The organism is Paenibacillus sp. P2(2022), from assembly GCF_029522175.1.
In the GTDB taxonomy this organism is placed as follows: domain Bacteria; phylum Bacillota; class Bacilli; order Paenibacillales; family Paenibacillaceae; genus Paenibacillus; species Paenibacillus polymyxa.
The window spans coordinates 1-23,691 of record NZ_JAKWFI010000013.1; the positions used below are offsets into that span (position 1 = coordinate 1).

Annotated in this window: 20 protein-coding genes and 2 rRNA genes; 18 read left to right on the top strand and 4 right to left on the bottom strand. The window is 43.4% G+C overall.

What is annotated here, in order from left to right; genetic code table 11:
- The 5 genes from MMB75_RS23775 to MMB75_RS23795 form a co-directional block, all read left to right on the top strand.
- Positions 1-111, top strand: a 23S ribosomal RNA gene (locus tag MMB75_RS23775); the annotation flags it as partial.
- 151 nt (positions 112-262) lie between these two features.
- Positions 263-379: ribosomal RNA gene (rrf, locus tag MMB75_RS23780) — 5S ribosomal RNA — on the top strand.
- A gap of 280 nt (positions 380-659) precedes the next feature.
- The gene (locus MMB75_RS23785) at positions 660-1,511 is read left to right on the top strand and encodes an alpha/beta fold hydrolase (protein ID WP_044787924.1); all 852 of its coding nucleotides are present in this window, start codon (positions 660-662) and stop codon (positions 1,509-1,511) included.
- Positions 1,512-1,930: 419 nt separating this feature from the next.
- A complete protein-coding gene (locus MMB75_RS23790; protein ID WP_045245252.1) occupies positions 1,931-2,653 on the top strand; it encodes a YjjG family noncanonical pyrimidine nucleotidase in 723 nt (240 codons plus the stop codon).
- Positions 2,654-3,214 (top strand): GNAT family N-acetyltransferase, encoded by a 561-nt coding sequence (locus MMB75_RS23795; RefSeq protein ID WP_019687226.1) that lies wholly within the window; start codon positions 2,654-2,656, stop codon positions 3,212-3,214. It begins immediately after the preceding gene.
- A 65-nt stretch (positions 3,215-3,279) separates the two neighbouring features.
- Here MMB75_RS23795 and MMB75_RS23800 read toward each other — a convergent pair whose 3' ends face one another.
- Complete coding sequence (locus MMB75_RS23800; RefSeq protein ID WP_045245253.1) at positions 3,280-5,556, bottom strand: alpha-galactosidase; 2,277 nt, start codon at positions 5,554-5,556, stop codon at positions 3,280-3,282.
- Between the two features lie 39 nt (positions 5,557-5,595).
- Positions 5,596-6,594, bottom strand: a complete 999-nt coding sequence (locus MMB75_RS23805) for a LacI family DNA-binding transcriptional regulator (protein ID WP_016818754.1) — start codon at positions 6,592-6,594, stop codon at positions 5,596-5,598.
- A 175-nt stretch (positions 6,595-6,769) separates the two neighbouring features.
- On the opposite strand from MMB75_RS23805, the gene MMB75_RS23810 reads away from it, so the two are divergent.
- From MMB75_RS23810 to MMB75_RS23845, 8 genes are all read left to right on the top strand, one after another.
- Positions 6,770-8,581 (top strand): sensor histidine kinase, encoded by a 1,812-nt coding sequence (locus MMB75_RS23810; RefSeq protein ID WP_045245254.1) that lies wholly within the window; start codon positions 6,770-6,772, stop codon positions 8,579-8,581.
- A complete protein-coding gene (locus MMB75_RS23815) occupies positions 8,574-9,680 on the top strand; it encodes a response regulator transcription factor (RefSeq protein WP_045245255.1) in 1,107 nt (368 codons plus the stop codon). The genes MMB75_RS23810 and MMB75_RS23815 overlap by 8 nt, the downstream gene beginning before the upstream one ends.
- A 196-nt stretch (positions 9,681-9,876) precedes the next feature.
- Positions 9,877-11,178: an ABC transporter substrate-binding protein gene (locus MMB75_RS23820; RefSeq protein ID WP_025364847.1), complete on the top strand. Its 1,302-nt coding sequence runs from the start codon at positions 9,877-9,879 to the stop codon at positions 11,176-11,178.
- A 78-nt stretch (positions 11,179-11,256) separates the two neighbouring features.
- Positions 11,257-12,135 (top strand): carbohydrate ABC transporter permease, encoded by an 879-nt coding sequence (locus MMB75_RS23825; RefSeq protein ID WP_016818758.1) that lies wholly within the window; start codon positions 11,257-11,259, stop codon positions 12,133-12,135.
- A 28-nt stretch (positions 12,136-12,163) separates the two neighbouring features.
- A complete protein-coding gene (locus MMB75_RS23830; RefSeq protein ID WP_013371135.1) occupies positions 12,164-13,006 on the top strand; it encodes a carbohydrate ABC transporter permease in 843 nt (280 codons plus the stop codon).
- Between the two features lie 194 nt (positions 13,007-13,200).
- Entirely contained in the window at positions 13,201-14,802 is a 1,602-nt protein-coding gene (locus MMB75_RS23835; RefSeq protein WP_044787918.1) for an alpha-amylase family glycosyl hydrolase, read from the top strand.
- Between the two features lie 254 nt (positions 14,803-15,056).
- Complete coding sequence (locus MMB75_RS23840) at positions 15,057-15,692, top strand: hypothetical protein (protein WP_052679241.1); 636 nt, start codon at positions 15,057-15,059, stop codon at positions 15,690-15,692.
- 156 nt (positions 15,693-15,848) lie between these two features.
- Positions 15,849-16,913, top strand: coding sequence for a Gfo/Idh/MocA family oxidoreductase (locus tag MMB75_RS23845; protein WP_044787916.1), 1,065 nt, complete (start codon positions 15,849-15,851; stop codon positions 16,911-16,913).
- A 110-nt stretch (positions 16,914-17,023) separates the two neighbouring features.
- Here the strand turns inward: MMB75_RS23845 and MMB75_RS23850 are convergent, their stop codons facing one another.
- Positions 17,024-17,542: a DUF3231 family protein gene (locus MMB75_RS23850; protein ID WP_019687234.1), complete on the bottom strand. Its 519-nt coding sequence runs from the start codon at positions 17,540-17,542 to the stop codon at positions 17,024-17,026.
- Positions 17,543-17,693: 151 nt separating this feature from the next.
- Here MMB75_RS23850 and MMB75_RS23855 point away from each other — a divergent pair, with 151 nt between their 5' ends.
- From MMB75_RS23855 to MMB75_RS23875, 5 genes are all read left to right on the top strand, one after another.
- On the top strand, positions 17,694-17,957 hold the full coding sequence (locus MMB75_RS23855; protein ID WP_016818763.1) for a WGxxGxxG family protein: 264 nt from the start codon (positions 17,694-17,696) through the stop codon (positions 17,955-17,957).
- Positions 17,958-18,211: 254 nt separating this feature from the next.
- Entirely contained in the window at positions 18,212-18,640 is a 429-nt protein-coding gene (locus MMB75_RS23860; protein ID WP_016818764.1) for a MarR family winged helix-turn-helix transcriptional regulator, read from the top strand.
- A gap of 208 nt (positions 18,641-18,848) precedes the next feature.
- Positions 18,849-19,871 (top strand): NADH:flavin oxidoreductase/NADH oxidase, encoded by a 1,023-nt coding sequence (locus MMB75_RS23865; protein ID WP_103042407.1) that lies wholly within the window; start codon positions 18,849-18,851, stop codon positions 19,869-19,871.
- A gap of 263 nt (positions 19,872-20,134) precedes the next feature.
- Positions 20,135-21,184: an AraC family transcriptional regulator gene (locus MMB75_RS23870; RefSeq protein WP_103042408.1), complete on the top strand. Its 1,050-nt coding sequence runs from the start codon at positions 20,135-20,137 to the stop codon at positions 21,182-21,184.
- A 212-nt stretch (positions 21,185-21,396) separates the two neighbouring features.
- Entirely contained in the window at positions 21,397-22,191 is a 795-nt protein-coding gene (locus MMB75_RS23875; RefSeq protein ID WP_103042409.1) for an SDR family NAD(P)-dependent oxidoreductase, read from the top strand.
- Positions 22,192-22,267: 76 nt separating this feature from the next.
- Here MMB75_RS23875 and MMB75_RS23880 read toward each other — a convergent pair whose 3' ends face one another.
- Positions 22,268-23,653 carry an MFS transporter gene (locus MMB75_RS23880; RefSeq protein WP_103042410.1) on the bottom strand — a complete coding sequence of 462 codons (1,386 nt, stop codon included), beginning with the start codon at positions 23,651-23,653 and terminating at the stop codon, positions 22,268-22,270.
- Positions 23,654-23,691: the final 38 nt, after the last annotated feature.

Below are 23,691 nucleotides of genomic sequence, written 5' to 3' on the forward strand. Positions count from 1 at the left end.
AGATTTCCCAGTATGTAAGACCCCTTGAAGACGACGAGGTAGATAGGTTGGGGGTGGAAGTGCAGTAATGCATGGAGCTGACCAATACTAATCGGTCGAGGGCTTATCCTAAAGATAAGACGCAATGCAGTTTCGGATCCAGTTTTCAGGGTGTAACCTTGAAGGTATGTAGAAGTACATACGACAAGCGTATGGCTATTCATTCACACAATTTGTGATGAACCGAATAACCCTACGGAAGAATTTGCGGAGCAAATTCATGTTTGGTGGCGATGGCGGAGGGGTTCCACACGTACCCATCCCGAACACGACCGTTAAGCCCTCCAGCGCCGATGGTACTTGGACCGCAGGGTCCTGGGAGAGTAGGACGCCGCCAAGCGAATAAAAGTATAATCTCTACATCAAAAAGACCGCGATTATCGCGGTCTTTTTGATTCCTAAATAGATGTGCTTCTCAAAAATCCAATATGAATCTGATAAGTCAGGACAAGTAAGAAAAAGTAAACCCGTTTTATTTTTGAAAATATCATGTTAAACTTTTCTCATAAAATAAACGGACTTTCAGAGGTGAGTTGTAGTGCTGGAACGCTCTATGGAGAATACAAGGGATTTAAACAACGGAAAGGGAGTGATTTAAAGAAGAAAAGGAGACGATGAGGATGAGCACTTATCAAACGGTTATTAGTGATGGATTTGAGCTGAAATATACTACAAGAGGTAACGGAAAGCCGATATTGGTGATCGGCAGTAGTGTATATTATCCTCGCATATTTTCAGACCATTTATATAAAAAGTTTCAGTTTATTTTCTTAGATCATAGAGGGTTTGCAAAACCGACTCGTGCTTTAAAACCAGAAGACTATACTTTGGATAAAGTCATCAAAGACATAGAAACAGCAAGACAATGCCTTCATTTAGATCCATTTATCATATTAGGACATTCCGGGCATGCTTTTATGGCTTTGGAATATGCTAAACAATACCCAGACTATGTTGAAAAAGTGGTGCTATTAAATTCAGCGCCTACGAACAGCCAAGAAAGACAACGGCAAAGCTTGTCATACTTTTATGAAACGGCCAGTCCAGCCAGAAAAGAACGTTTTGAAAAAGATATTGTTTTATTAGAGGATGATATCAAAAGAGATCCCGACAGAAGATTTGTTCACGTGTGTATACGTATGGGAGCCCAAAGTTTTTATGATTATACCTATGATGCAGCTCATATGTGGAATGATGTGCACACGAACATGCCTATCATTGATTATTTATGGGGAGAAGCCTTCGGAAAGATAGATTTGATACAGTCCTTGGGAGATGTCGATAAGCCCATGTTTATTGGTCTTGGAAGAACTGATTACTTAGTCGCGCCTGTTTCATTGTGGGATCGGGTCGATGATAGCTATACGAACGTAAAAAAGGTGGTTTTTGAGCATAGTGGCCATAATCCGATGTTTGAAGAACCTCATTATTTTGATCAAACATTAACCGAATGGATTAATGAAAATCACTAGGTTTTTAAAACAGTCGATTCCGGTACTGGAAACAGACTTGAAGATGATGGCAGGTTGACCCTAAAGATCTACGAATGGAGAACAAATAGTTTGAATTTTAAAAGGAGAATGTTTATCTTTAGGCTTGTCACTGAAGCATCGGGGACAGCTTGAGTTAGCATTCTCCTTTCATTTATAAATCGCTATGGTAGTAGTTTGGCACGAAGCATGTTACTTCGCACTGGCTCAAACTCATAGAAAATATTACTCCATTCTTTTTGTCATGACTTGACGGATCAATGAGGTTCTGTATAATAACCGAGAGATCATACTGTAATGATTGTCTATTTTCCGTTTTTTTATATACCATCTGGAACAATTCCAAGGCTCACGGAACTTAACCACAATGTAAAGTTATGATATGGAGGTTGGAGGTCGTTTTGAAATACGAAATTATTTTATTTGATGTTGATGATACGCTGTTTGATTTTAAAATGGCAGAGAGCCATGCGCTACATAATACGTTCACCCAATTTGGATTGCCGCAAGGGGCCACAGAGTACAAATCCAGCTATGATGAGATTAATAGTGTGTTGTGGCGAGAGGCAGAGGAAGGACTTATTACCTCGGCACAGTTGCGGGTGGAAAGATTTAAACGATTGTTTACTGTCCATAAGCTAGACTTCAATCCAGACGCCTTTAGTGCTGCTTATTTACGTTATTTGGGTGAAGGTGCTTTTTTGATGGACGGAGCGATTGAATTATGTGATGTACTATCTGAGTGTCGTTTGGCGATTATTACGAATGGAATCAAAGAGGTCCAAACCTCAAGAATTCAGCTTTCCCCGCTGCGTGATGTGTTTGAGCAGGTAATTATTTCAGAAGAAGTGGGTTGCCAAAAGCCACAAGCTGGTATTTTCGATTACGCATTTGCCAAGCTAGCCATTTCAGATAAAAGTAAGGTCCTTATGGTCGGCGATTCTTTAACCTCTGATATTCAAGGAGGGAATAAGTACGGAATTGATACCTGCTGGTTCAACCCTGCCAGAAAAACAAATACGTCTGGTATTCAACCCACTTATGAAATAACAAGTTTAATGGAACTACTGAGTAGTGTACTTTCAATAGGGTCTGTACTGAATCGTACGTCGGCGGAAATCTAGATGAATGATGTAGAAATCAGAAGACCGAAAGTTAAAGATGCCGAAAAGTTAAATGAATTGTTTAGAATAGTGATTACAGACACATTTGCTAAAGAAGGTATTGGAAGCAAGCTGGAGGATATAGAGGATGAAATTGAGACTAAAAGAGCGTATTTGGAAAGTGACTTAGAAAGCCACGGTGAGCAACGATATTTTTTAATCGCTGTAGACGGGGATCGAATAATGGGTTCAATTGAATATGGCCCGGCAAGTGAACTTATAAGTAAATCTACCAATGATGCATTAAAAAATTTGTGCGAGGTAGGAACTGTATTTGTTCACCCTGACTACCAGAAGATTGGAGTAGGAAATTTATTATTGAAATCAATGTATCTGGCGTTGAAAGATAGAGGAGTAGAAGAATTTTGTTTAGATAGTGGGTATCGTATTGCACAAAAAATATGGGAAAAGAAGTTTGGAACTCCTGATTATTTATTAAAAGATTATTGGGGAAAAGGCTTTGATCATATGATATGGAGAATCAAAATCAAGGATGCTATTAAATGGTCACAAAGTTATTAAACAAGGCAGGTCGGAAAATCGACCTGCCTTGTTTTAATTTTTTATCGTCACCGGCTGAACTATGATTAACAGGAGATAGCTTTAAGGCGGAAGGTAGAGCTGGCAAAATCCCCAGTGAGATCCGAGACAACAAGTCCAATCTTCATTAGACGGTCACCTCCAAAAATTTCACCGTCGAACGCCACACGGAAGGGGGAGACGCCATCTTCAGCCAAGGTACCACCGACAGGTTCTGAAGTATTGCTGGTTGCCCCGGTTTCGATTATATACTTTTTAGCTGGGTCAAGTCCTTTTAGAGTTAGTCGCCGGATAGGACCATTTGGCTCAGCCAACACACGGAAGTAAGCGACAAAAGCTTCGGACTGGTCCTCGCTAACAAACATCCAGGCAGTATTGCCTCGGCCCTCAAACGGACTAAGAAGTCGATACATATCTCCCTGCTGTACAAGGGAACGGATTTCTTTATACTGGGCAATTTGTCTGGCAGCAAGCTCTTTTTCTTCATTTGTAAATGCAGTAAGGTCAAGCTCGTAGCCAAAATTCCCGCTCATTGCCACGTCGCCACGTATGGCGAGGGAGGTGTTTCGTCCCACCTGGTGGTTCGGCACGTTCGATACGTGGGCCCCCATGGTACTGGCCGGATACACGATGCTGGTGCCGTACTGGATAGCCAATCTTTCAATAGCATCAGTGTCATCACTGGTCCATGTCTGCGGCATATAGTAGAGCATCCCGGGATCGAATCGTCCACCTCCACCAGAACAGCTTTCAAACAAGATGTCCGGGAAGCGTGAGGTCAGGCGTTCCAGCAGATCATAAAGTCCGAGCATATAACGGTGCGCAGTTTCTTTTTGACGTTCGCTAGTAGCGGTAGCCGAAGCAACCTCCGTCATATTACGATTCATGTCCCACTTGACATAAGTAATTGGGGCGATCGAGAATACGGAGCTCAGCGTCTCGTACAAGTAATCGCATACTTCCTTGCGGGAGAGATCAAGCACCAATTGGGATCGGCCTTCCGTCCGCCGCCGACCTTCCGCATGTAGGCACCAGTCGGGATGGGTGCGGTACAGTTCACTATCAGGTGATACCATTTCCGGCTCAACCCACAAGCCAAATTGTAATCCTTGTTCATTAACCCGTTTGGCTAGGTCGGTGAGACCTCCAGGTAGCTTGCGGCGGTCCTCGAACCAGTCCCCAAGCGAACTGTTGTCGTTGTCGCGCTTGCCAAACCAACCGTCATCAAGAACAAATAGCTCAATTCCAAGAGGTCCCGCTTCTTTGGCAATCGCCTCGATTTTATTGGCGTCGAAGTCAAAATATGTGGCTTCCCAATTGTTCACGAGAATCGGGCGTTCCTTGTCGCGATAAGTTCCTCGGCACAGACGTGTGCGGTAGAGTCGGTGATAGGTGCGCGACATGCCCCCAAGACCTTCTTCGGAAAAGACCAGCACGGCTTCAGGGGTCTGGAATGACTGACCCGGTTCAAGCCGCCAGGAGAAGTCAAAAGGATTGATTCCGATACTTACACGGGTCTGATTAAACTGTTCTACTTCCGCCTGCGCAACGAAATTGCTGCTGTAGATTAGACTGAAGCCGTACACATCCCCACGATCTTCTGTTGCATCTGGACGAAGCAGGGCCAGAAAGGGATTCATTTGGTGACTGCTCGAGCCTCGCCGGCTTTCCAACCGAATGGCGCCGGGTCCAAGATCGCGGCGTTGGATATGTCTTTCCCGAACCCAGGCGCCAGATAGATAGAGAGCTTGATAATTGGAATCGGCGAAGTCGACAGAGGCGCTCATCGCCTGCTCAATATTCATGACAGCGCTTCCCTTATGTTCAAAAAGAGTAGACCTAGCAATAGCGCTGTGGTTCGCAAATACAGTATAGAGTAATGTAGCATTAAGACCTGAGTGCTGGTCCTCAAGGAACAACAGGAGAGTTGTTGCTTCATCATCCGATTCGGTATAGACGGAAGGGAGGCCTTCAAGCTTTGGTTTCCCCGGTTCAACACGGTGGCCACTATATTTTAGCTCCGTAGTTCGAGTTCCATCCGCAAGCGCAACCTGATAAGCCGGTTGACGGAAGTCGCTTGTCCCATACTGTGGATATTCCTGTGGAAGCGCATCCAAAGAAAGCGTACGATTGGAAGAAACAGGAGTGGGGGAGAAGGAGCAGCGCTCTCTAAGCTCCAATATACTTGCGAGACTTTGGTCATGATGAAGCTGAGCTCCCCAATAGACATGTGCAGGATATCCTTCTACCAGCTGGATAATATAGCTGCAATCCTTGGACTGCAGGTGAAACAAACCAAGCGCTTCGTTAACATGAATGTTCATGATATTCACTCCTTAGGGGGTTATCATCTCGATTGACTCTCAAATATTGATTTTACTGTTAATGCATGAGCTTTCCCGTATGACAAGCTTAGTCCCGATCACGCTGTACGCAGGTGGTTCACGTCCCTCAAACCGTTCAGAGAGCAACTGCACGGCAGCTTTTCCCATTTGTTCGGGATAGGCGCGTACAGTAGTTAGCGGAGGCTGCACGAAGGCCGCCATCTCAATGTCGTCGAAGCCGACAACAGCCATATCTTCGGGTACCTTGACTCCATGTCCATGAAGGGCGCGGAGGGCTCCAATGGCGAGCGGATCGCTGGCAGCGAAGCAGGCTGTCGGTCGTTCCTGCTCGGCTAGAAGCTCGTTCATCATTAGATATCCATCCGCAGTACTCCAGGCGCCTATGCGGACGAACTTCGGATTATACAAACCTCGTTCCCGCATGAATCGTTCAAAATAATGCGCCCTTCGCTCTCCATCGCTCTTCCCGCCAATAAATCCGATTTGTCGGTGGCCAAGCTCGAGCAGATGTCCAAGTGCCTGGTCCACCGCCTGCCGAAAATGGAGTCGTACGGAATCGTATTCCAGCTGCTCATGGTACTGGTCGACAAGGACAATGGTGTTCTTGTCCGGATACAGCTTGGACACCTCTTCAGGATCAACGCCGCCCACGACAATCAGACCATCCGCCTTCTGCAAGGTGTCGAGAGATGAACGGCCTCGCAGCGTCTGTCCCAATGTCAGGCCAAGCTCTTCACAGCGCAGTTCGATTCCACGGCGGATCGAGGCGTAATACGGATCGTCTCTTTCCTCCTCAATGGAACACCACAGCAGGAGGGAGACTGTTTTCCCGGCACGTTCCGTGTTCCTCTTTAACTGCCTCAGGCGGGAAGGCTTATACCCGAGCTGCTCAGCAATTAAAAAAATTCTGTTTTTGGTGTCTGGACTCACGGATAGTGACAGATCGTTATTTAAAACCCTTGAAACGGTTGCGGCAGACACTCCCGCTTCGCGGGCAATGTCTTTAATGGTTGCCAAAGAGCTCACACCTTTTTAGTTAATAATTTTACTAAAAATCGACTTTATCCTAACACATACTTTTGGTACTTTCAAGATGGATTGTTGAATTTTTTTAACATTATTTTAGTTCTACTACTGTTCAGATTAGTTGTGTTAACATGATGAATATTCTCTGATGACGGAGGGGTCTTATTTGAATATTCTGTCCCTAGCTCGTAAGTGGTTTGGTCGCCTTCGCTTTAAAAGCAAGGTTATAGCGGTATTTCTCCCGCTGATCATTATTTCTCTGCTCATTCTTGGGCTTGTGTCCAACCAACTTTTCAGTCGTTCATTGATAGAGCAAACGACCAGCAACGTAGTTGACGAATCTCAGCTTATCCTGTCCCGGACCGACTACATATTCAGTAGTGTGGAAACGGCGGCCAACATTATGGTCACGAATATTAACCGGATGTATGATTCGTACGGTGCTAGACCTGATACTGCCATAGATCGTGTTCAATTTGGTAACCTGATGCAAAGCCGTCTATCTATTGATTTATCAATCTTTCGCGAAGTGGATGCGGCAGTATTTATTGATAATGAAGGGACAATTTTTGCTTCTTATACCGAAAGTGGGGATGATAGTAAAGTCTATAGCATGCTCAAGCGGGTAAGGGAATCCGAAAGTTATGGACAAGCACTCTGGTTTGATATGGAGAAGAGAGATTTCCTAACACCGGATCCCAACTCTCCGGTTTTGACGCTGGGAAAGATGGTCATTAATATAGACACCGGCGAACCCTATGGAACGCTTTTTCTGTTAGTGAAGGAAGAAGGTTTGTCTGATTATTTTCGTTCCAGCGATCCCGATGCGCCCAAATCTTATTATTTTTTAGATAACGAGATGCGTGTGGCTGTGGCAGAAGACAATGGGATGCTGATGAAGCCAGTGAGTTCACAGTTAGCGGAGGCCATCCAAGGCTGTGGATCTGATGTGTCCCCAAAAACATGTTCATTTGAGGATAGTGGCAATCTCGTAACGGTCAATGATTATAACCGGATGGGTTGGAAGCTGGTCAATATTGTTTCTCTTAACCTGCTTACAGCTGATGTCCGGCAAAATGTAAGGCTTTCACTCTTAATCGGCGTATTTTGTCTTGCTTTTTCCTGGCTCGGTGCTAGCTTCCTGTCCAAAATGGTCGTTAGTCCTCTCGAACAGCTGACTAGAGCCATGCGAAAAGTAGTAGCCGGCGATTTACAATCGGTTGCGATAGTTCGAACAGAAGATGAAATCGGTACCATTGCTGAAGCTTTTAACTTTATGATAAGACGGATTCGGGAATTGCTGGATGAAGTGAGGCAGGAGCAAAACCGCAAGCGTGAATATGAACTCGCACTGATGACGGCTCAAATAAAACCGCATTTTCTGTACAACACTTTAGATACCATTTATGCACTGAATGAGTTGGATCGTAATGATGAGGCTAGAGATACTACGAAGGCGCTGGCAGATTTTTATCGAATGGTGCTAAATAAAGGACGGGAACTCATTATTTTAGAAAAGGAAGCTCAGATTACTGATGATTACCTGACTATTCTGCAAATCCGTTATCCCGATGTGTTCCGCTATGAAGTGGATATCCCTCCAGAGCTTGCGGGTACACCGATCCCGAAACTCTCGCTCCAGCCACTTGTCGAGAATTCGATTTACCATGGTCTTAAGAAGAAAGGAACCAAAGGTTTTATCCGTATTTTCGCTTTTACACAGAACGATAGGGTGATCGTCCGGGTGGAGGACAACGGTGTAGGAATGGACGAAATTCAAGTTCAGAACATTATGTCCAGACATTTACCGAAAGAAGGAATACGATCAATCGGTACCTATAGCGTTCAGCAACGGCTGAGCCTGTATTTTGGCGAGGAGTATGGGATATCCGTGCAGAGTGTTCTCGGAGAGGGGACCATTGTTGACCTGTCGCTACCAACGCAGCAGCCAAAGGGGAGTGTACACCAAGATGTATAAAGTGATGATTGTTGATGATGAGCCGCTGTTCCGAGACTTTCTGCGAATTAAGATAGACTGGGAAAGTTACGGCTTTCGGGTTTGCTGTGAAGCAAGGAACGGGCAGGAAGCACTTCAGGAAGCCGAGCGGCATCAGCCGCACCTTGCCCTCGTTGATATCAATATGCCCTTTATTGACGGAATTGAATTAGCCGAGAGGTTGAAAGTCAAGTTCGAACGAATCGTAATTGTATTCATATCCGGGCATAACGAGTTTGAATATCTACAGAAGGCCGTTCGAACTGGAGTGCAGGATTATTTGCTGAAACCGTTCAATGCAGAAGAAATGCTCTCAATGTTGGAACGTATTAAAGCGAAATTACCAGTGCTTCCACAGGAGAGTGAAAGTGCAGAGTTAAGGGGACAGGACGGCGAAGTGCTGCATAGCAGAGCAGGTATGCCTGATTTGGGTCATCTACGCGATGCGGTTGTGCTTGACCTCCGAATGAAAGACAGTGAAACGCTAGAGGAGGTCCGCAAGGCAATCCGCCAGCTTAGTAAATATAAATGGGGAGATGAATACGCAGATGCGATGCTTATGGGAATCGTATCTTTAGCCCTTTCTTTTGCCAGTGAACGTGGCATTCCTTATGACCAGCTATGGGAAAACGGAGGAGACAAGTCTCCTTACGAACGGCTGCGAGAGTTAGATTCCTGGGAGGCTGCTGAAGGTTGGATGCTCGCCCTATACCGCAAGCTGATCCTGCTGATGGAGAATATGCGTCCTACGAAGGCTTCCAATTTATTCGCGGCGGCGATCAACTATATTGAGGAACATTATGCAGACGCAGAGTTGTCTGCTGAGCAGGTGTCGTGCGGAGTATTCGTCGATCCCAGCTACCTGCGCCGCGTATTTCGCAAGGAGTCTGGCTTTTCCATAGTGGATCACATTACACACATCCGAATGAAGAAGGCTAAGGAGCTCCTGCTGAAAGGCAATCGGAAGCTGTCAGAAATCGCTGAAAGTGTCGGTTACAGTGACCCCAACTATTTCAGCAAATGTTTCAAGAAACGTTTTGGTATGACACCCACTGAATATGAGCAACTCAAAAAGAGATAGCATCTGCCTTGTGAGGCAGAACACATCAATTTAAGCCTGGCGGTTTTCCTATATGGAGGACCGCTGCTCTATTTGTCCCGTTTTTTACTGATAATACCCGTTTTATTCCTTAAAGAAGAATAGAGGCAGCGGTATACTGTAGTCAAGCAAATGAAAGCGCAATCATCAAAGACTCTTCATGAGGGGGATAAAACAAATGAAAAAAAATCTTAAAATTTGGAGTGCAGCCTTGCTAGTACTCACCATGTCCGTAGGATTGGTTGCTTGTGGCGAAGACAACTCAGCCTCTTCCAATAACGGATCAGGGGACGGAACGATCAAATTGAAGGTGTATGCGCAGCATTTCGATGACGATACCATTAAGCCGTTCGATTATGCGGTGGCAGAGCTCAAAAAGAAGATGCCAAACGTAGAAATTGAATTGGATCCTGCCGTGCAGGACGGAGGCCAGAAGCTTAAAACATATGCGGCAACGGGCAACATGCCAGATGTTTATTTAGCGGATTGGTCTGTCCTGCAAACTTTTGCAAAATCGAAAAATGTCGAGGTTCTTGACAACTATGACACAACAGCCGAATTTAAGAAGAGTCTTAACCCGGGAGTTGAATCGCGTTTGGTAGCTCCTGACAATCATGTGTATGCTTACCCCGAAACTGGTATTGAATTCCAAATGATTTATTACAACAAGTCCATTTTTGAGAAGGTAGGAATCAAAACACCGCTTAAGACGATTGACCAGATGGCCGATGCAGCGAAAAAGTTAAAAGCTGCTGGTTATGTACCGATGTCGATCTTTGCAAAGGAAAAATGGATTACGACCGCTTTTTATAACGGACTGGTTACAAGAGAGCAGCCGCGTGGATTTGGAGCACTTGAGGAGAAGGGTGTAAAAGCATTGCCAGAAGCATTCGTAACAGCAGCACAGCAAATGAAGCAACTGCAAAGAGCCGGATTGTTCGATGCCAACGCTACGAACACCAATTATGATCAGGCATCCTCCCTATTTTATCAGGGCAAAGCTGCCATGTTCGTGAATGGACAATGGGAAATTTACAGTTCCCAGGAAAAGCTGGGCGATCAAGTCGATTGGATGTACTGGCCTGCAAAGGATGAAGCAACCTACGAGAAGTCCAAATATTTTATTGACGGCTCAGGTTCTCCGCAAGGTTATGCAGTATCAGCGAATAGCAAAAATAAGGAAACAGCCGTAAAGGTAGCGGCATTCCTTGCCTCGAAGTCAGCAGAGTACAGATACACTCAACTTGGAAGTCCGATAGTTCCAGTGAAAGTAGATAAGCCAATGGCCTCCAATGTTCCAGCAATGATGCAGCGAGTTGTCAAAGAGTTGCTGCCTAATGCGCAGGAATATGCTCAACTTCTTAGCAATACAAAAATTCAGAACACCATTAATGACAATACTCAAAATATGATGGTAGACAACTTTTCTGAAAACGATTTTGTGAGCAATCTGAATAGCACATTGAATAAAGAAAACTGAGAATTCAGGGAATCGGCAACCCTTGGCGGCATAAGGCGCTGAGGGTGCTGTTCCAAAGATAAGGGGTGGAAGCAAGACATGAATAAATATTTGGGGAACAAACCGGCGCTCGCACTGTTTCTCCTCCCTGCTTTGATACTGTATAGCGTGATTCTAATCTATCCTGTTTTGCAAACCGTTCTTCGCAGCTTTTATGATTGGGATGGTCTTAGTACGCTGACCTTTTCGGGATTGAATAATTACCGAGAATTATTCTCCGATCCTCTACTTGGGACTTCACTTAAGAACGGATTGATCTTTGCAATTGTACTGGCAGTCTTTCAGATCGGACTGGGAACGATATTGGCACTAATCTGTGCGGACCCACGTACACGCGGGCGGAAAATACTGAAAACGGCTTATTTTATCCCAGTTGTCCTATCGGTAACCGTGGTGTGCCAGCTATGGATTGCAATCTACGATCCAACCAACGGATTAATCAACCGACTGTTTGAACTCTTGAACATCCCGTATCAGCAAAATTGGTTGAGCTCCCCAACAACATCCATTATTGCCATCGCCTTTGTTAATGCCTGGCAGTTTATGGGATACCAATTCTCGTTGTTATATGCGGGAGTTAAGTCAATACCCGAAGACTACTTTGAGGCGGCCACGATTGACGGTTGCAGCAAATGGAAAGCGCATCTGCATGTTACGCTTCCTTTAATGAGGGAAACATACAAATTTTGCTTCATTATCGCGATAACCTCTGGAATAGGGGCGTTTGTGCAGATGCTGATTATGACAAATGGTGGGCCCGGCACTACAAACTATACAATGACATTCATGATTTATCGCTATGCTTTTATGGAGAGCAACTATGGTTATGCGTGTGCTGTATCCGTGCTGCTTGTATTAATCTCGTTATTGGCAACTGTAGTTATCAATAAGCTGTTCGACCGCGGACAAACCGCCTGATGAGGCGTGTATTGAAAAGGAGAACGAAATGAGTAAAACCGCTTTGAGCAAGTTCAGACATGCTGCCCTGCAGATACCACTGTGGTTGTATCTAATTGTTTCGGTCTACCCGTTGTTTTGGATGGTATCCTACTCGTTAAAGAACAACGATGAGATCTTCGTCTCTAACCCATTTGGACTGCCAACGCATTTTCGATACGAAAATTATATTAATGCCTGGACACAATTTAATATTCCCCGTTACTTTCTGAACAGTCTGGTCGTATCAACGATTTCGACTCTGTTTATCCTTTTACTAGCTCTGATGTTTGCCTTCGCAGTGGCTCGTATGAGGTGGAGATTTCGTTCTACCGTCCGGACTTATATGACCATAGGAATGTTTATGCCGCTTCAGGTTATCATGATACCGCTGGCGATTCTGGTTCGCGATTTTAATCTAACGAATACGTATGGAGCTCTTATTCTTCCTTATATCGCAATTGGCCTTCCTTTCTCGTCCATGATTTTCTATGGGTTCCTTACAGGAATCCCTAAGGAGATAGAAGAGGCAGCATGCATGGATGGAGCTAATATTTATAGACTGTTCCTGAAAATCATTGTACCCCTTGCATTACCTGCAATTGCAACTGTAGCCATTTTTCAATTTTTGAACAACTGGAATGAGTTCACTTTGGCCTATATTCTCATTTCTGATGAAAATATGAAGACATTGCCGCTAGGCTTGCTTTTCTTCCAAGGTTCTTATAGTACAGATTGGGGAGCCATGGGGGCTGTTATGACTATTGCCTCCTTACCGATGGTACTCGTGTATCTGTTCTTGAGTGAACAAGTGGAGCGGGCGATGACGGTAGGTTCCGCTGTAAAAGGATAAAAATAGACTTGCAAGCAAACTGCCTGGGTTAAGGATCAGAAAAAGATCCTCTAACCCAGGCAATTTGTTCGATACAGACATCAAACAATAAAATCGATATTTTCCACTATAATAGATAATAATATCCCCTTTTTTTGGGTGGTTTTTCTTTATAATGAAGGCGCACCCATAACAATTAAAGGAGCTGATATGTTTTGACTCGTAACAAACGCTTAAGAAAATGGTCCACGATCCTGTTAACGGTGCCTATGCTCACGATGTTCGCCTCAAGTGCAATGGCCGAGCAGGATATGAACGGGCATAAGCCTCCGAATTCTGCTGGAAGCGGCGTGTTTTACGAAATTTATATCAATTCTTTTTATGATTCGAACGGGGACGGACATGGTGATTTAAAAGGTATTACGCAAAAGCTTGATTACTTAAACGACGGCAATCCCCGTTCGGGTAAGGATTTGCAGGTCAGCGGTCTCTGGCTCATGCCACTGAATCCGTCTCCAAGCTACCATAAATATGATGTAACTGACTACTATCAAGTGGACCCGCAGTACGGGAATCTGAATGATTTCCGCACCTTGACGAAAGAAGCAAAAAGAAAAGGTGTCAAGGTGATCATTGACCTTGTTATCAATCATTCAAGTAGCGAGCACCCTTGGTTCAAGGAGGCTAGTGCCAACCCGCAAAGCAAATACCATGACTATTACGTATGGGCTGATGAGAATACAAACCTGGATGAAAAGGGATCATGGGGCCAGCAGGTATGGCATAAGAATCCGAATGGCGAAGGGTATTTTTACGGTACCTTCTGGTCCGGGATGCCGGATCTGAATTTTGATAATCCCGAAGTCCGCAAGGAAATGATCAAAGTCGGTAAGTATTGGCTACAGCAAGGTGCAGACGGCTTCCGGCTTGATGCGGCGATGCATATTTTTAAAGGGCAAACGAAGGACGGTGCCGATAAAAACATTGCGTGGTGGAATGAATTCCGTTCCGAGATGGAAAAGATAAATCCAAACGTATATCTGGCAGGAGAGGTATGGGATAAACCGGAGACAATAGCTCCTTATTACGAATCGCTCCACTCTCTGTTTAATTTTGACCTGGGCGGAACGATATTGAACTCTGTGAAAAACGGTCGAGATCAAGGTATTGCTACATTCTCCGAGAAAACGCTGAAGCTGTACAAATCATACAATAAGGCGGCACTCGATGCTCCATTTTTAAGCAATCATGACCAAACCCGAGTTATGAGCGAGCTGGGCGGGGATGTACGAAAAGCCAAGCTGGCTGCATCCATTCTTTTGACGTTGCCGGGTCAGCCGTTTCTCTATTATGGGGAAGAGATCGGCATGAAGGGAGAGAAGCCCGATGAGTATCTTCGAGAGCCTATGCGCTGGTACAAGGGAGAAGGCCTCGGTCAAACAAAGTGGGAGGAACCCAAATACAACAAAGGCGAAGTATCGGTGGAAGCGCAGTTGCGGGACAATGATTCTCTGCTGGAAAGCTACCGCACGCTTATCCGTCTGAGGGAAGAACATGAGGCTCTTCGCAGCGACAGTCTAGAGCCGATCCAAGCAGGTTCTGCCAGCGTGACGGCATACAAACGTTCTTCAGGCAAAGAAACATTGTATGTATATCATAATCTGTCAGGAGAGCCGGTTACCATCCAGATGAAAGATCGAGATAAGGAAAAGCGGAAAGTGGTTTTCTCTACCTCAAAGGATGCTAAAGTAAGGAAAGAAACGGTGACGATTCCCGCTTACAGTTCTTTAATTACCCAAGAAGATAGAAAGAGCTGAGCTACGCAAACTTACAGCCACAATAAGGATGGATATTTATTGGTAAATACATGTGGGGGGTGTGAAGAACACCCCTCTTGTAAAACTGTAATATATACTCAAATATAAGCTCGTAAGGAGGATGCAACCTGATCTGTTCCACTCATCAAAAGCGTATAGTTGCTGTGATGAATTCGTTACCGGTAAAGCAAAAGTATTCTAAATACGAATTGCTGATTAATGATTTCAAATTAAAGTCTTCGGGAGACGTTGAAATGTTCTATTCCCCGCATAATGAATATATCAATTCTTCTGCAAAAGTAATGCTAGTTGGTATCACACCTGGTTGGCAGCAGATGGAGATTGCTTATCGAACTGCCATAGTATCTTTGAAGGATCAAGAGTCATATGAGGAAGCTTGTAAAAAAGCCAAATTTGCAGCTAGGATGGCCGGTTCCATGCGAGACAACTTAATAAATATGCTTCAAGAAATAGGATTGCATGATTTTTTGAAAGTGTCGCATGTACGTAAACTATTTGATTCAGATTGCTCGTTGTTACATACAACTTCCTTAATTCGTTTTCCAGTTTTCGTGAATAAAGAAAATTATAATGGACATCAGCCTCCTATTATTAACCATGCTTTTTTGTATGGGTCAGTGCTTGAGTCTTTTCTTCCTGAATTAGAATGTTTGGATTATCCACTTATTATTCCATTAGGAAAGTCAGTCGAGACCGTTCTTCGTCGCTTGCTTGATGAACAAAAAATTCAAGAAAACAAAATTCTGTGGGGATTCCCTCACCCGTCTGGTGCCAATGGTCATCGAATAAAACAGTTTCAAAATTCAAAGAAGTCAATGCAGGAAATCTTGAGTGAGCATTTATCCAATACTGAATCCCCTAGATCTTAATATCCCCCTTTTTTTGGGGAAAGATTTCCTTTATAATGAAAGCGTATGCAATAACATCTTACGGATGACCTGCATGGCAGTAACCGATTTACAATTGAATTCGATCCGTGAGCAACCGTTTGATAGGTGGTGGCTCAATTTAGGAGTGGAAGGAAAATGAAAATGGACAATCGGAAATACAATGTAGTTATTATTGGTTATGGAGGTATGGGAAGCTACCATGTTCAATTAATTGAACCTATTGAGCAGCTTGCCATTGGCGGTGTATATGATATTGTCGATTATCGGATGGAATTGGCTGCAGCAGCCGGCTATAAAACCTATGCCAGTCTAGATGCCGTTCTCGGCGATCAGGACGTAGATATTGTATTAATAGCAACGCCTAATGACGTTCATAAAGAAATTGCGATCCAAGCATTGCAAGCTGGCAAACATGTTATTTGTGAAAAGCCCGTTACGATCACGAGCGCAGATTTCTTAGATATTGTCGAGGTGGCCAAGCAAGAAAATCGTCTGTTTACAGTACATCAGAATCGCAGATGGGATGAAGACTTCCGTATTGTCAAAGATATAATCAGTAAGAAGACTGTTGGAGATCTTTTCCATCTGGAATCGCGGGTTCAGGGAGCTAACGGCATTCCAGGCGATTGGCGGCAATTGAAGGCGTATGGTGGAGGAATGCTGCTGGATTGGGGAGTGCATCTGTTGGATCAGCTACTTCAGATTACGGACAGTCAAATCGAAAGCGTGACCGCTACCTTAAGTTATATTTTGGGGACAGAAGTGGATGACGGCTTTAGTAGCTTCATTGAGTTTAAGGACGGTCTTACAGCGGTCATTGAAGTAGGTACAACGAATTACGTAAAGTTGCCGCGTTGGTATGTTAAAGGAACTGAAGGAACCGCAGTGATCAAGGATTGGGATCTGAGCGGAGAGATTGTCACTCGGAATCCAGATGTCGCTCACGTGGAACCCAAACCGATTCAAGCAGGTCAAGGGTTGACGAAAACGATGGCACCTCCGTCTGAGGAATCCACCCTTAAGTTCCCGATTGAGAAAATACCTGCTGCTGCAGAAAGCTTTTACGAAAATTTTGTCTCCACCATTGAAGGAAAAGCCGAGCTTGCGATCAAAAGCGAAGAAGTGCACCGTGTACTGGTGCTGATTGAGACGATTTTTGAGGCGGCAGCGAACAAAAGCGTGATTCGAAGAGATATTTAACGAATTGTAAACAAATCTAACCCCCATTGTCCTCATATTGAGGATAATGGGGGTTATTGTTTTAACTTTCAATCTGTTCTGAATATGGCTAGAAGCGATTTAATCTATTTTTAAACTTCAACAGCTTCAGGCCTTTTCACTTGAAGGGGAGGAGGCACCAGCCATCCTTTTTCTTTAGTCATTTGAAGAATCTTAACTCCTAAAGCAGTTTTGGTAGCATGATATTTTGCAAACAAGGCCCCTATATCCTCTCTAATGGATTGCCCCATCACTTGACTACAAGCCACCAGTCCCAATGAGGTATCAGACGCAATTTTAGCAGCAATCTCCGGGTCAGTGAAGCGCGCACCAACAGGAATATCTTCAAGTTTCACTGGAGGTCTTTCTGGTAAGGCTGGCGCTGGAGCAATCCCATTATCAGTAAGGAGTGTATCACACTCTTTAATTTCAAGTTTCGCTTGATCAATGAGTGCATCCAATATTTTTTTCAAATCCTTATCTCCTGCATGATTCAGGAATGCTTGGTAGAAAGACAGAGCTCCTTTTGCGGCCAATGAAAATTGCCAAACACCGGAAATTTCACCATAGTGCATAGGTTCATCTTTTGGATTTCCACTTAATATTCCCATCATAACCGCTCCTTTAATATTTTTTACACCGATCTTATAGTTCCAATTAATGATTAAAAGTATCCAAATAAATTTGTAATTACACAATGGAATAAGGAGCAGTTTTTTGGAGAAATTATATGCATCACACTTTCAGGGAGGATTCCTTTTTATGAAAAAACAAATAGTCACTGCTGTAGCTTCCATGTTCTTCTTTGCAGCTTTAGTCGTTCCTTCATCAGCACAAAGTGCAAATGTAGATGTGGCCAATGACACAGCTAATAATGCTTATCACAACAACAATTCAACCTACAACGCTAACAGTGTACGAGCAAACGCCGTAGATAATGACAACGATATGGATTGGGGATGGATTGGCTTACTTGGGTTACTGGGACTGGCTGGAATGCGCAAAAGAGTATCTGACCATAAATAATTAGTAAACTACAATGGGTTTCAAAACAAAAACACCTTCAGGAGAATGCTTCCATTTCTAAAAGGGAGGCCGATTTTGAAAGGTGTTTTTGTGTTGACCACTTAAGTCACTGCTTCAGAAAGGATTTTCTATAACCTCTATCTGTTCTTAAGGGTTTTGACCATTTCCGGTAACCCTGATAGAATTAATTATTCCCTATAATGACTCCTATAATATGTGTTATTTATACTTTAGAATAGAACGGGTGAGTCGAAATGCATAACAACAATACTATCGAACTTTTAAATATTTGGCTGTCCCTTACTAAACTCCAATCGAACATAAACGATGAATTGGAACATGCACTTCAAGAAAACTATAGTTTATCCTTAAATGAATTTTTGGTTCTGTATTTCTTATCTCAAACCGAGGAAAAGAAATTAAGATTACAGCATTTACAAGAGATGGTTGGGTTAAGCCAAAGTGCATTATCTAGACTGGTAGTCAGAATGGAAGCAAAAAGCTGCGGAGCTTTGCAAAGACATATATGTGAAGATGATCGTCGGGGAATCTATACAAGCATGACCGATTTTGGGGAAAAGAAGTTTGACAGAGCGCTCGAAACCTTCAACCAAATTTTGGAGTCGGCTCTTTCAAAAGATGAGTTGAAGCAAAAATTACAATCACTCATTGAAAAAATATAATTCTTTCATATAAAATTAAAACTTAATACGAAATTTAATGTCTGAATAGAGTAAAATTTAACCCTAGGTCTAGAGAATACAATCTCTGGGCCTTTATTTACGTAAATGCATAGTTTAAACGGTAGTTGACAAATAAAAAATGCATGCTGTATTATATGCATGTGCATGCATATAATACACTATAAAACCTAGAAAGGGGTCTTTCTTAATGAAAGATTTATTTAGTCCTTATAAATTTAAAGACTTGGAATTAAAGAACCGGGTCGTCATGCCTCCAATGTGTCAATATTCTGTTGACAAGAAAGATGGTATAGCTACTGATTGGCATTTTATGCACTATGTAAGTCGTGCCATTGGTGGAACTGGATTCATTATAGTTGAAATGACTGATGTAGAACCAGATGGACGTATTTCTGACTTTGACCTGGGATTGTGGTCTGATGAGCAAATTCCTGCATTGAAAAGAATTGTAGATGCCTGCCATAGTTATGGAGCAAAAGTAGGTATTCAAATTGCTCATGCTGGACGTAAAGCAGAAGATGCTGAAGTGCCTGTTGCTCCGTCCGCTATTCCATTTGATGAGAAATCTACATTACCTAGAGCACTTTCAACACAAGAAGTTAAAGAAATGGTGGAGAAGTTCCGCGGCGCTGTAGCACGTGCTGTGAAGGCCGGATTTGATGCCATTGAAATACATGGAGCTCACGGATATTTAATCCATCAATTTCATTCGCCTCTTACCAACCAAAGAGATGATGAATACGGGAAAGATCTCCTAAAATTTGGTCGAGAAGTTATTCAGGCAGCCAAGGCAGAGATGCCGGAAGACATGCCGCTTATCATGCGCATTTCCGCTAAAGAATACGTAGAAGGCGGATACGATATTCAAGATAGCATTTCTTTTGCCAAAGAATATCAACAAGCAGGAGTAGATATTTTTGATATTTCTTCAGGCGGTGAAGGACCTATCGCTGCGTGGGGTAGACCAGGTAGTCACGCAGCATACCAGGTGCCGCTTGCTCGAGAAATCAGACAAGCACTTGAAGTTCCGGTCATTGCAGTCGGAAGACTCGATGATCCGATCCTGGCTAATGCTGTAGTAGGAAATGAGGACGCAGATCTTGTGGCTGTCGGGAGAGGAATGTTAAGAAATCCTTACTGGGCTCTTGAGGCCTCAACAAACTTGAAAAAAGAAATAACGATCCCGAAACAGTATACTACAGGTTTTTAGATACAAAACCTTACTATACTTCCAGGTATTAAGAATATAGGATACTTTAACATAGTAATTTAACATACACGTTGATACACCCTGGTGTTCTTGAAAATAAACTTGGAAGTAGAAATGACTCAAAAGCAACCGGTATGCCGGTTGCTTTTTTATTATGGTGGTCAAACATTCAGTAAGCATATATTAACAAAATTCACTATACTGGAATGATCAGAGAGTGCAATTAGTAGGTAAAATGGAAGTAATAAAGGAGGTCTCTATGTATGAAGAAGTCTCATACTTCTGACCATATTAAAATTCCACCAGGATTTTGGACAGGTTTGTATCAATTAGGAATTTCCGCTCACGACGTAGCTTGTAAAGCAAGACTGCCGCTCACCATTATTCATGAGCCCGTAGTCACAAGCGTACAATATCTCGCGATCTGGCAGGCATATTCCGATCTCATTGGTGACACTGCAAAAGGAATCGTTAAGCTTGCAACTGTCTTTGAGACAGCGAAGTACCCACCGACCGTCTTAGCGACTTACCACGCTCGTGACTACCGCGACGCTCTAAACCGAATGGCTCGGTACAAACAACTATGTCCTCCCGAAACCTTACGTGTCACTGAGGAGGGGGAGCACTGTACCATAGAACTGGAATGGCTATATACCAAACAGCCCGGTCCACCGATGCTGACGGGTATTACATTTGCATGTCTTCTGGAGCTTGGGCGCCGTGGCACTGGCCAGCCTTTGACGGCGCAGCTCGTAGAATTTTCGCAATCCATGGGAGATGTGCAGGTTCTTGAAGCTTATTTTGGATGTAGTGTCCAGGTTGGTGCAAAATGTAATCGATTGACGTTATATCGAAGAGATCTGGACCGAACTTTTGTCTCATACAACCAAGAGTTGTTAGAGATTCTCACACCCGCTCTGGACCGGTCGCTGGATGAACAGTGCAGCCGCTCAATTACTGAGGCGGTCAAATGGATTATAAAACGTAGCCTCACCGGAGGACGCCCCGACATTCAGGCTGTGGCGAAGGAGCTCAGAATGAGCGATCGTACCTTGCAGCGCCGGCTTACTGACGACAATACGAGCTTTAAACAACTGTTAACACAAGCTAGACATGAGCAGGCACTAGAATACTTGGCAGATCCCTCGCTTGATATAAAAGAAGTGGCCTTTTTGATTGGATATGAAGACCAGAACTCATTTTACCGCGCTTTTCGTCTTTGGGAAGGGGATACTCCTTCAAATTGGCGCACTACACATTTAGATACCAACTCGATATCAAAAGAATCGCTAGGAAGATCGACTATCTATTAATAGTTTCCCAACTCCATTCATTCTACAGAGAGCTTGTAATTACTGACCTTATTCATCTGGCGTGTTAAACAAGAACTTTGGCGCAATATGCTAGTTACTGAGCATTGCTGCCCAAGGTAATATAATCAGATACCAGAGCTTAAGGTTGTTTTAAAATAAGCTAAGAATTCGCTTACCAGCAAAGATAAACGAATGAGAGGGAGAAAAGTATTATGGATATGGGATTAAACAATAAAACAGCTTTAGTTACAGGGTCTACAAAAGGTATAGGTAAAGCAATAGCCATTGAGCTTGCCAAAGAAGGTGTGAATGTACTTATTAATGGACGGAATAATGAAGAGGTAGAACAAACTGTAAATGAAATAAAATCAAATTTTCCAACGACCTTTCCTCAAAATGCTACAGCCGATATTGTGGATCTGGAGCAGAGGGAGGTTTTGTTTGAAAAATACCCCAATATCGATATCTTAGTGAATAATATGGGGATTTATGAAATTATGCAATATGAAGACGTTGACGATGAAGTATGGGAAAAATATTTCCGTACTAATGTTCTTGCTGCAAACGGATTATCTAAATTTTATTTACCTAAAATGTTGAAAAACAATTATGGCCGTATTATTTTTATTGCGAGTGAAGAAGCAATCATGCCTTCAGGGCAAATGCCACAGTATTGTATGACCAAATCGATGCTGTTATCACTGTCAAAAAGCTTATCTAAATTAACAATAGGAGCAGAAGTTACAGTCAATACGATTATGCCAGGACCAACGCTTTCTGAAAATGTACATCAAATTATTGAGGGTATTTATGCCAATGATGATATGACTTTTTTAGAAAAAGAGAAACAATTTATGGCCGAAAACCTGCCTCAATCCGAAATACAACGATTTATTAGACCTATAGAAATAGGTAGACTAGCTACATTTGTATGTAGTCCTTATGCAGCCGCATTTAAGGGCTCTCCAATCCGTATAGATGGGGGAATGGTGCCAACTATTTTTTAACTAAACTCCTTTCTCTTTCGTTGAAAAGTTAACGTTAAATAAAGAGTAGAGGGGTTTATTTGAAGAAACGGTTAACCTATGACTCTCGCAATTGTCCTGACTCCCTGCGTCGCCGACTCATGAATACCAAAGTCAATGCAATTACCGTAAGGACAATCCCAAGCACTTGAAATCCCTCGAAGCTGAACTTACCTCCCATTACGATACCTATCAACAATGAAGAGAAAATGGTTCCCAGATATCTTGATGTATTAAACAATCCGGATGCTACACCGATTATTTCTTTTGGAGAACTTTGGAACAAGGCTGCTTGCATACCTACATTGTTCAGTCCGTTGCTAATACCGAATGCAGCCAAAGCCAAACACACGCTGATCACCGGAGAAGTTGGATTTAATGTTACAAGCCACACAGATCCCAATGTCATCAGGATTGCGGATACCAGTAATGCCGGTCTGGGTCCTGATTTATCAATCCATCGTCCTGCTATTGGAGAAGCAGCTAGCGAGCACAAGCCTAAGCTTAGCATGAGAATCCCTGTTTGGAACTCGCTTACATGCCTTACCACTTGCAAGTAGGACGGAAGCCCGAAAAAAAGTGAGTAATAGAGTACGTTAACGAACATGAATTCGACATTAACCCAAGTCAACGCAGGATATTTGGCGAACGTGCGTAAAGGAATAAAGGGTGACGTCGCTTTTAACTCATATCGTACGAATGCCCCCAGCGCAGCGAGGCCTATTAACCCGACAATGACGTTTTCTAACGAGATATGCCCAGATGATTTTGCCGAGAGTAATCCAACGAGCAAGGCAACCAGCCCTAATGTGAAGAGCAGGATTCCTCTTGCATCAATTAAATCAAACCATTTACGAAAGGACATGTTGCGTGCAACGGATGTTGGTGATTCGTCCTTAGGAATAGTCCTCCAAGCCAATAGAAAGCTGGCTACCACAAACGGAATATTGATGAAAAAGATGGCAGGCCAATTCCACCAATGAATCAAAACCCCGCCAATAAAGGGTCCAATTGCTGCCGCTCCTGATAGGAAAATGGACAAAACAGACAGCGCAGTCGCTTGTTTCTCTGTAATATGGATTCGAACAATGGCCATTCCAACCCCAACCATCATGCTTGTTCCGATGGATTGCACAATGCGGAACACGATGAGCGATCCAAAGTTTGGTGACAATGGGGCTAGTAATGATGCAATGAATGATACAACAAGACCTGTAAGAAATATCTTTCTACGACCGAATAAATCGCTGGCTTTGCCCATGACAGGTTGAGCGATGCTGCTTGCAATGTAGAAAGAAAAAATAATCCAGGAAACACCTGTAAAGTCAAGGCGAAATACCTTTTGCAGACTTGGAATCGCAACAGAAACCATCGAAGAATTTAATGGATTCAATAGTATCCCTAGACCAACTGAAATCATTAACCACCAGCTGCGAACACTCATTTCTGGTCCCCCTATAGCGAATTAATGTCATCGTACTC

What these genes read in the sequence shown, in the direction of transcription:
- MMB75_RS23785 (WP_044787924.1), top strand. Translation starts at nt 660, where the DNA reads ATGAGCACTTATCAAACGGTTATTAGTGATGGATTTGAGCTGAAATAT.
- MMB75_RS23795 (WP_019687226.1), top strand. Translation starts at nt 2,654, where the DNA reads ATGAATGATGTAGAAATCAGAAGACCGAAAGTTAAAGATGCCGAAAAG.
- MMB75_RS23800 (WP_045245253.1), bottom strand. Translation starts at nt 5,556, where the DNA reads ATGAACATTCATGTTAACGAAGCGCTTGGTTTGTTTCACCTGCAGTCC.
- MMB75_RS23815 (WP_045245255.1), top strand. Translation starts at nt 8,574, where the DNA reads ATGTATAAAGTGATGATTGTTGATGATGAGCCGCTGTTCCGAGACTTT.
- MMB75_RS23820 (WP_025364847.1), top strand. Translation starts at nt 9,877, where the DNA reads ATGAAAAAAAATCTTAAAATTTGGAGTGCAGCCTTGCTAGTACTCACC.
- MMB75_RS23825 (WP_016818758.1), top strand. Translation starts at nt 11,257, where the DNA reads ATGAATAAATATTTGGGGAACAAACCGGCGCTCGCACTGTTTCTCCTC.
- MMB75_RS23830 (WP_013371135.1), top strand. Translation starts at nt 12,164, where the DNA reads ATGAGTAAAACCGCTTTGAGCAAGTTCAGACATGCTGCCCTGCAGATA.
- MMB75_RS23840 (WP_052679241.1), top strand. Translation starts at nt 15,057, where the DNA reads ATGTTCTATTCCCCGCATAATGAATATATCAATTCTTCTGCAAAAGTA.
- MMB75_RS23845 (WP_044787916.1), top strand. Translation starts at nt 15,849, where the DNA reads ATGAAAATGGACAATCGGAAATACAATGTAGTTATTATTGGTTATGGA.
- MMB75_RS23850 (WP_019687234.1), bottom strand. Translation starts at nt 17,542, where the DNA reads ATGGGAATATTAAGTGGAAATCCAAAAGATGAACCTATGCACTATGGT.
- MMB75_RS23855 (WP_016818763.1), top strand. Translation starts at nt 17,694, where the DNA reads ATGAAAAAACAAATAGTCACTGCTGTAGCTTCCATGTTCTTCTTTGCA.
- MMB75_RS23860 (WP_016818764.1), top strand. Translation starts at nt 18,212, where the DNA reads ATGCATAACAACAATACTATCGAACTTTTAAATATTTGGCTGTCCCTT.
- MMB75_RS23865 (WP_103042407.1), top strand. Translation starts at nt 18,849, where the DNA reads ATGAAAGATTTATTTAGTCCTTATAAATTTAAAGACTTGGAATTAAAG.
- MMB75_RS23870 (WP_103042408.1), top strand. Translation starts at nt 20,135, where the DNA reads ATGAAGAAGTCTCATACTTCTGACCATATTAAAATTCCACCAGGATTT.
- MMB75_RS23875 (WP_103042409.1), top strand. Translation starts at nt 21,397, where the DNA reads ATGGATATGGGATTAAACAATAAAACAGCTTTAGTTACAGGGTCTACA.
- MMB75_RS23880 (WP_103042410.1), bottom strand. Translation starts at nt 23,653, where the DNA reads ATGAGTGTTCGCAGCTGGTGGTTAATGATTTCAGTTGGTCTAGGGATA.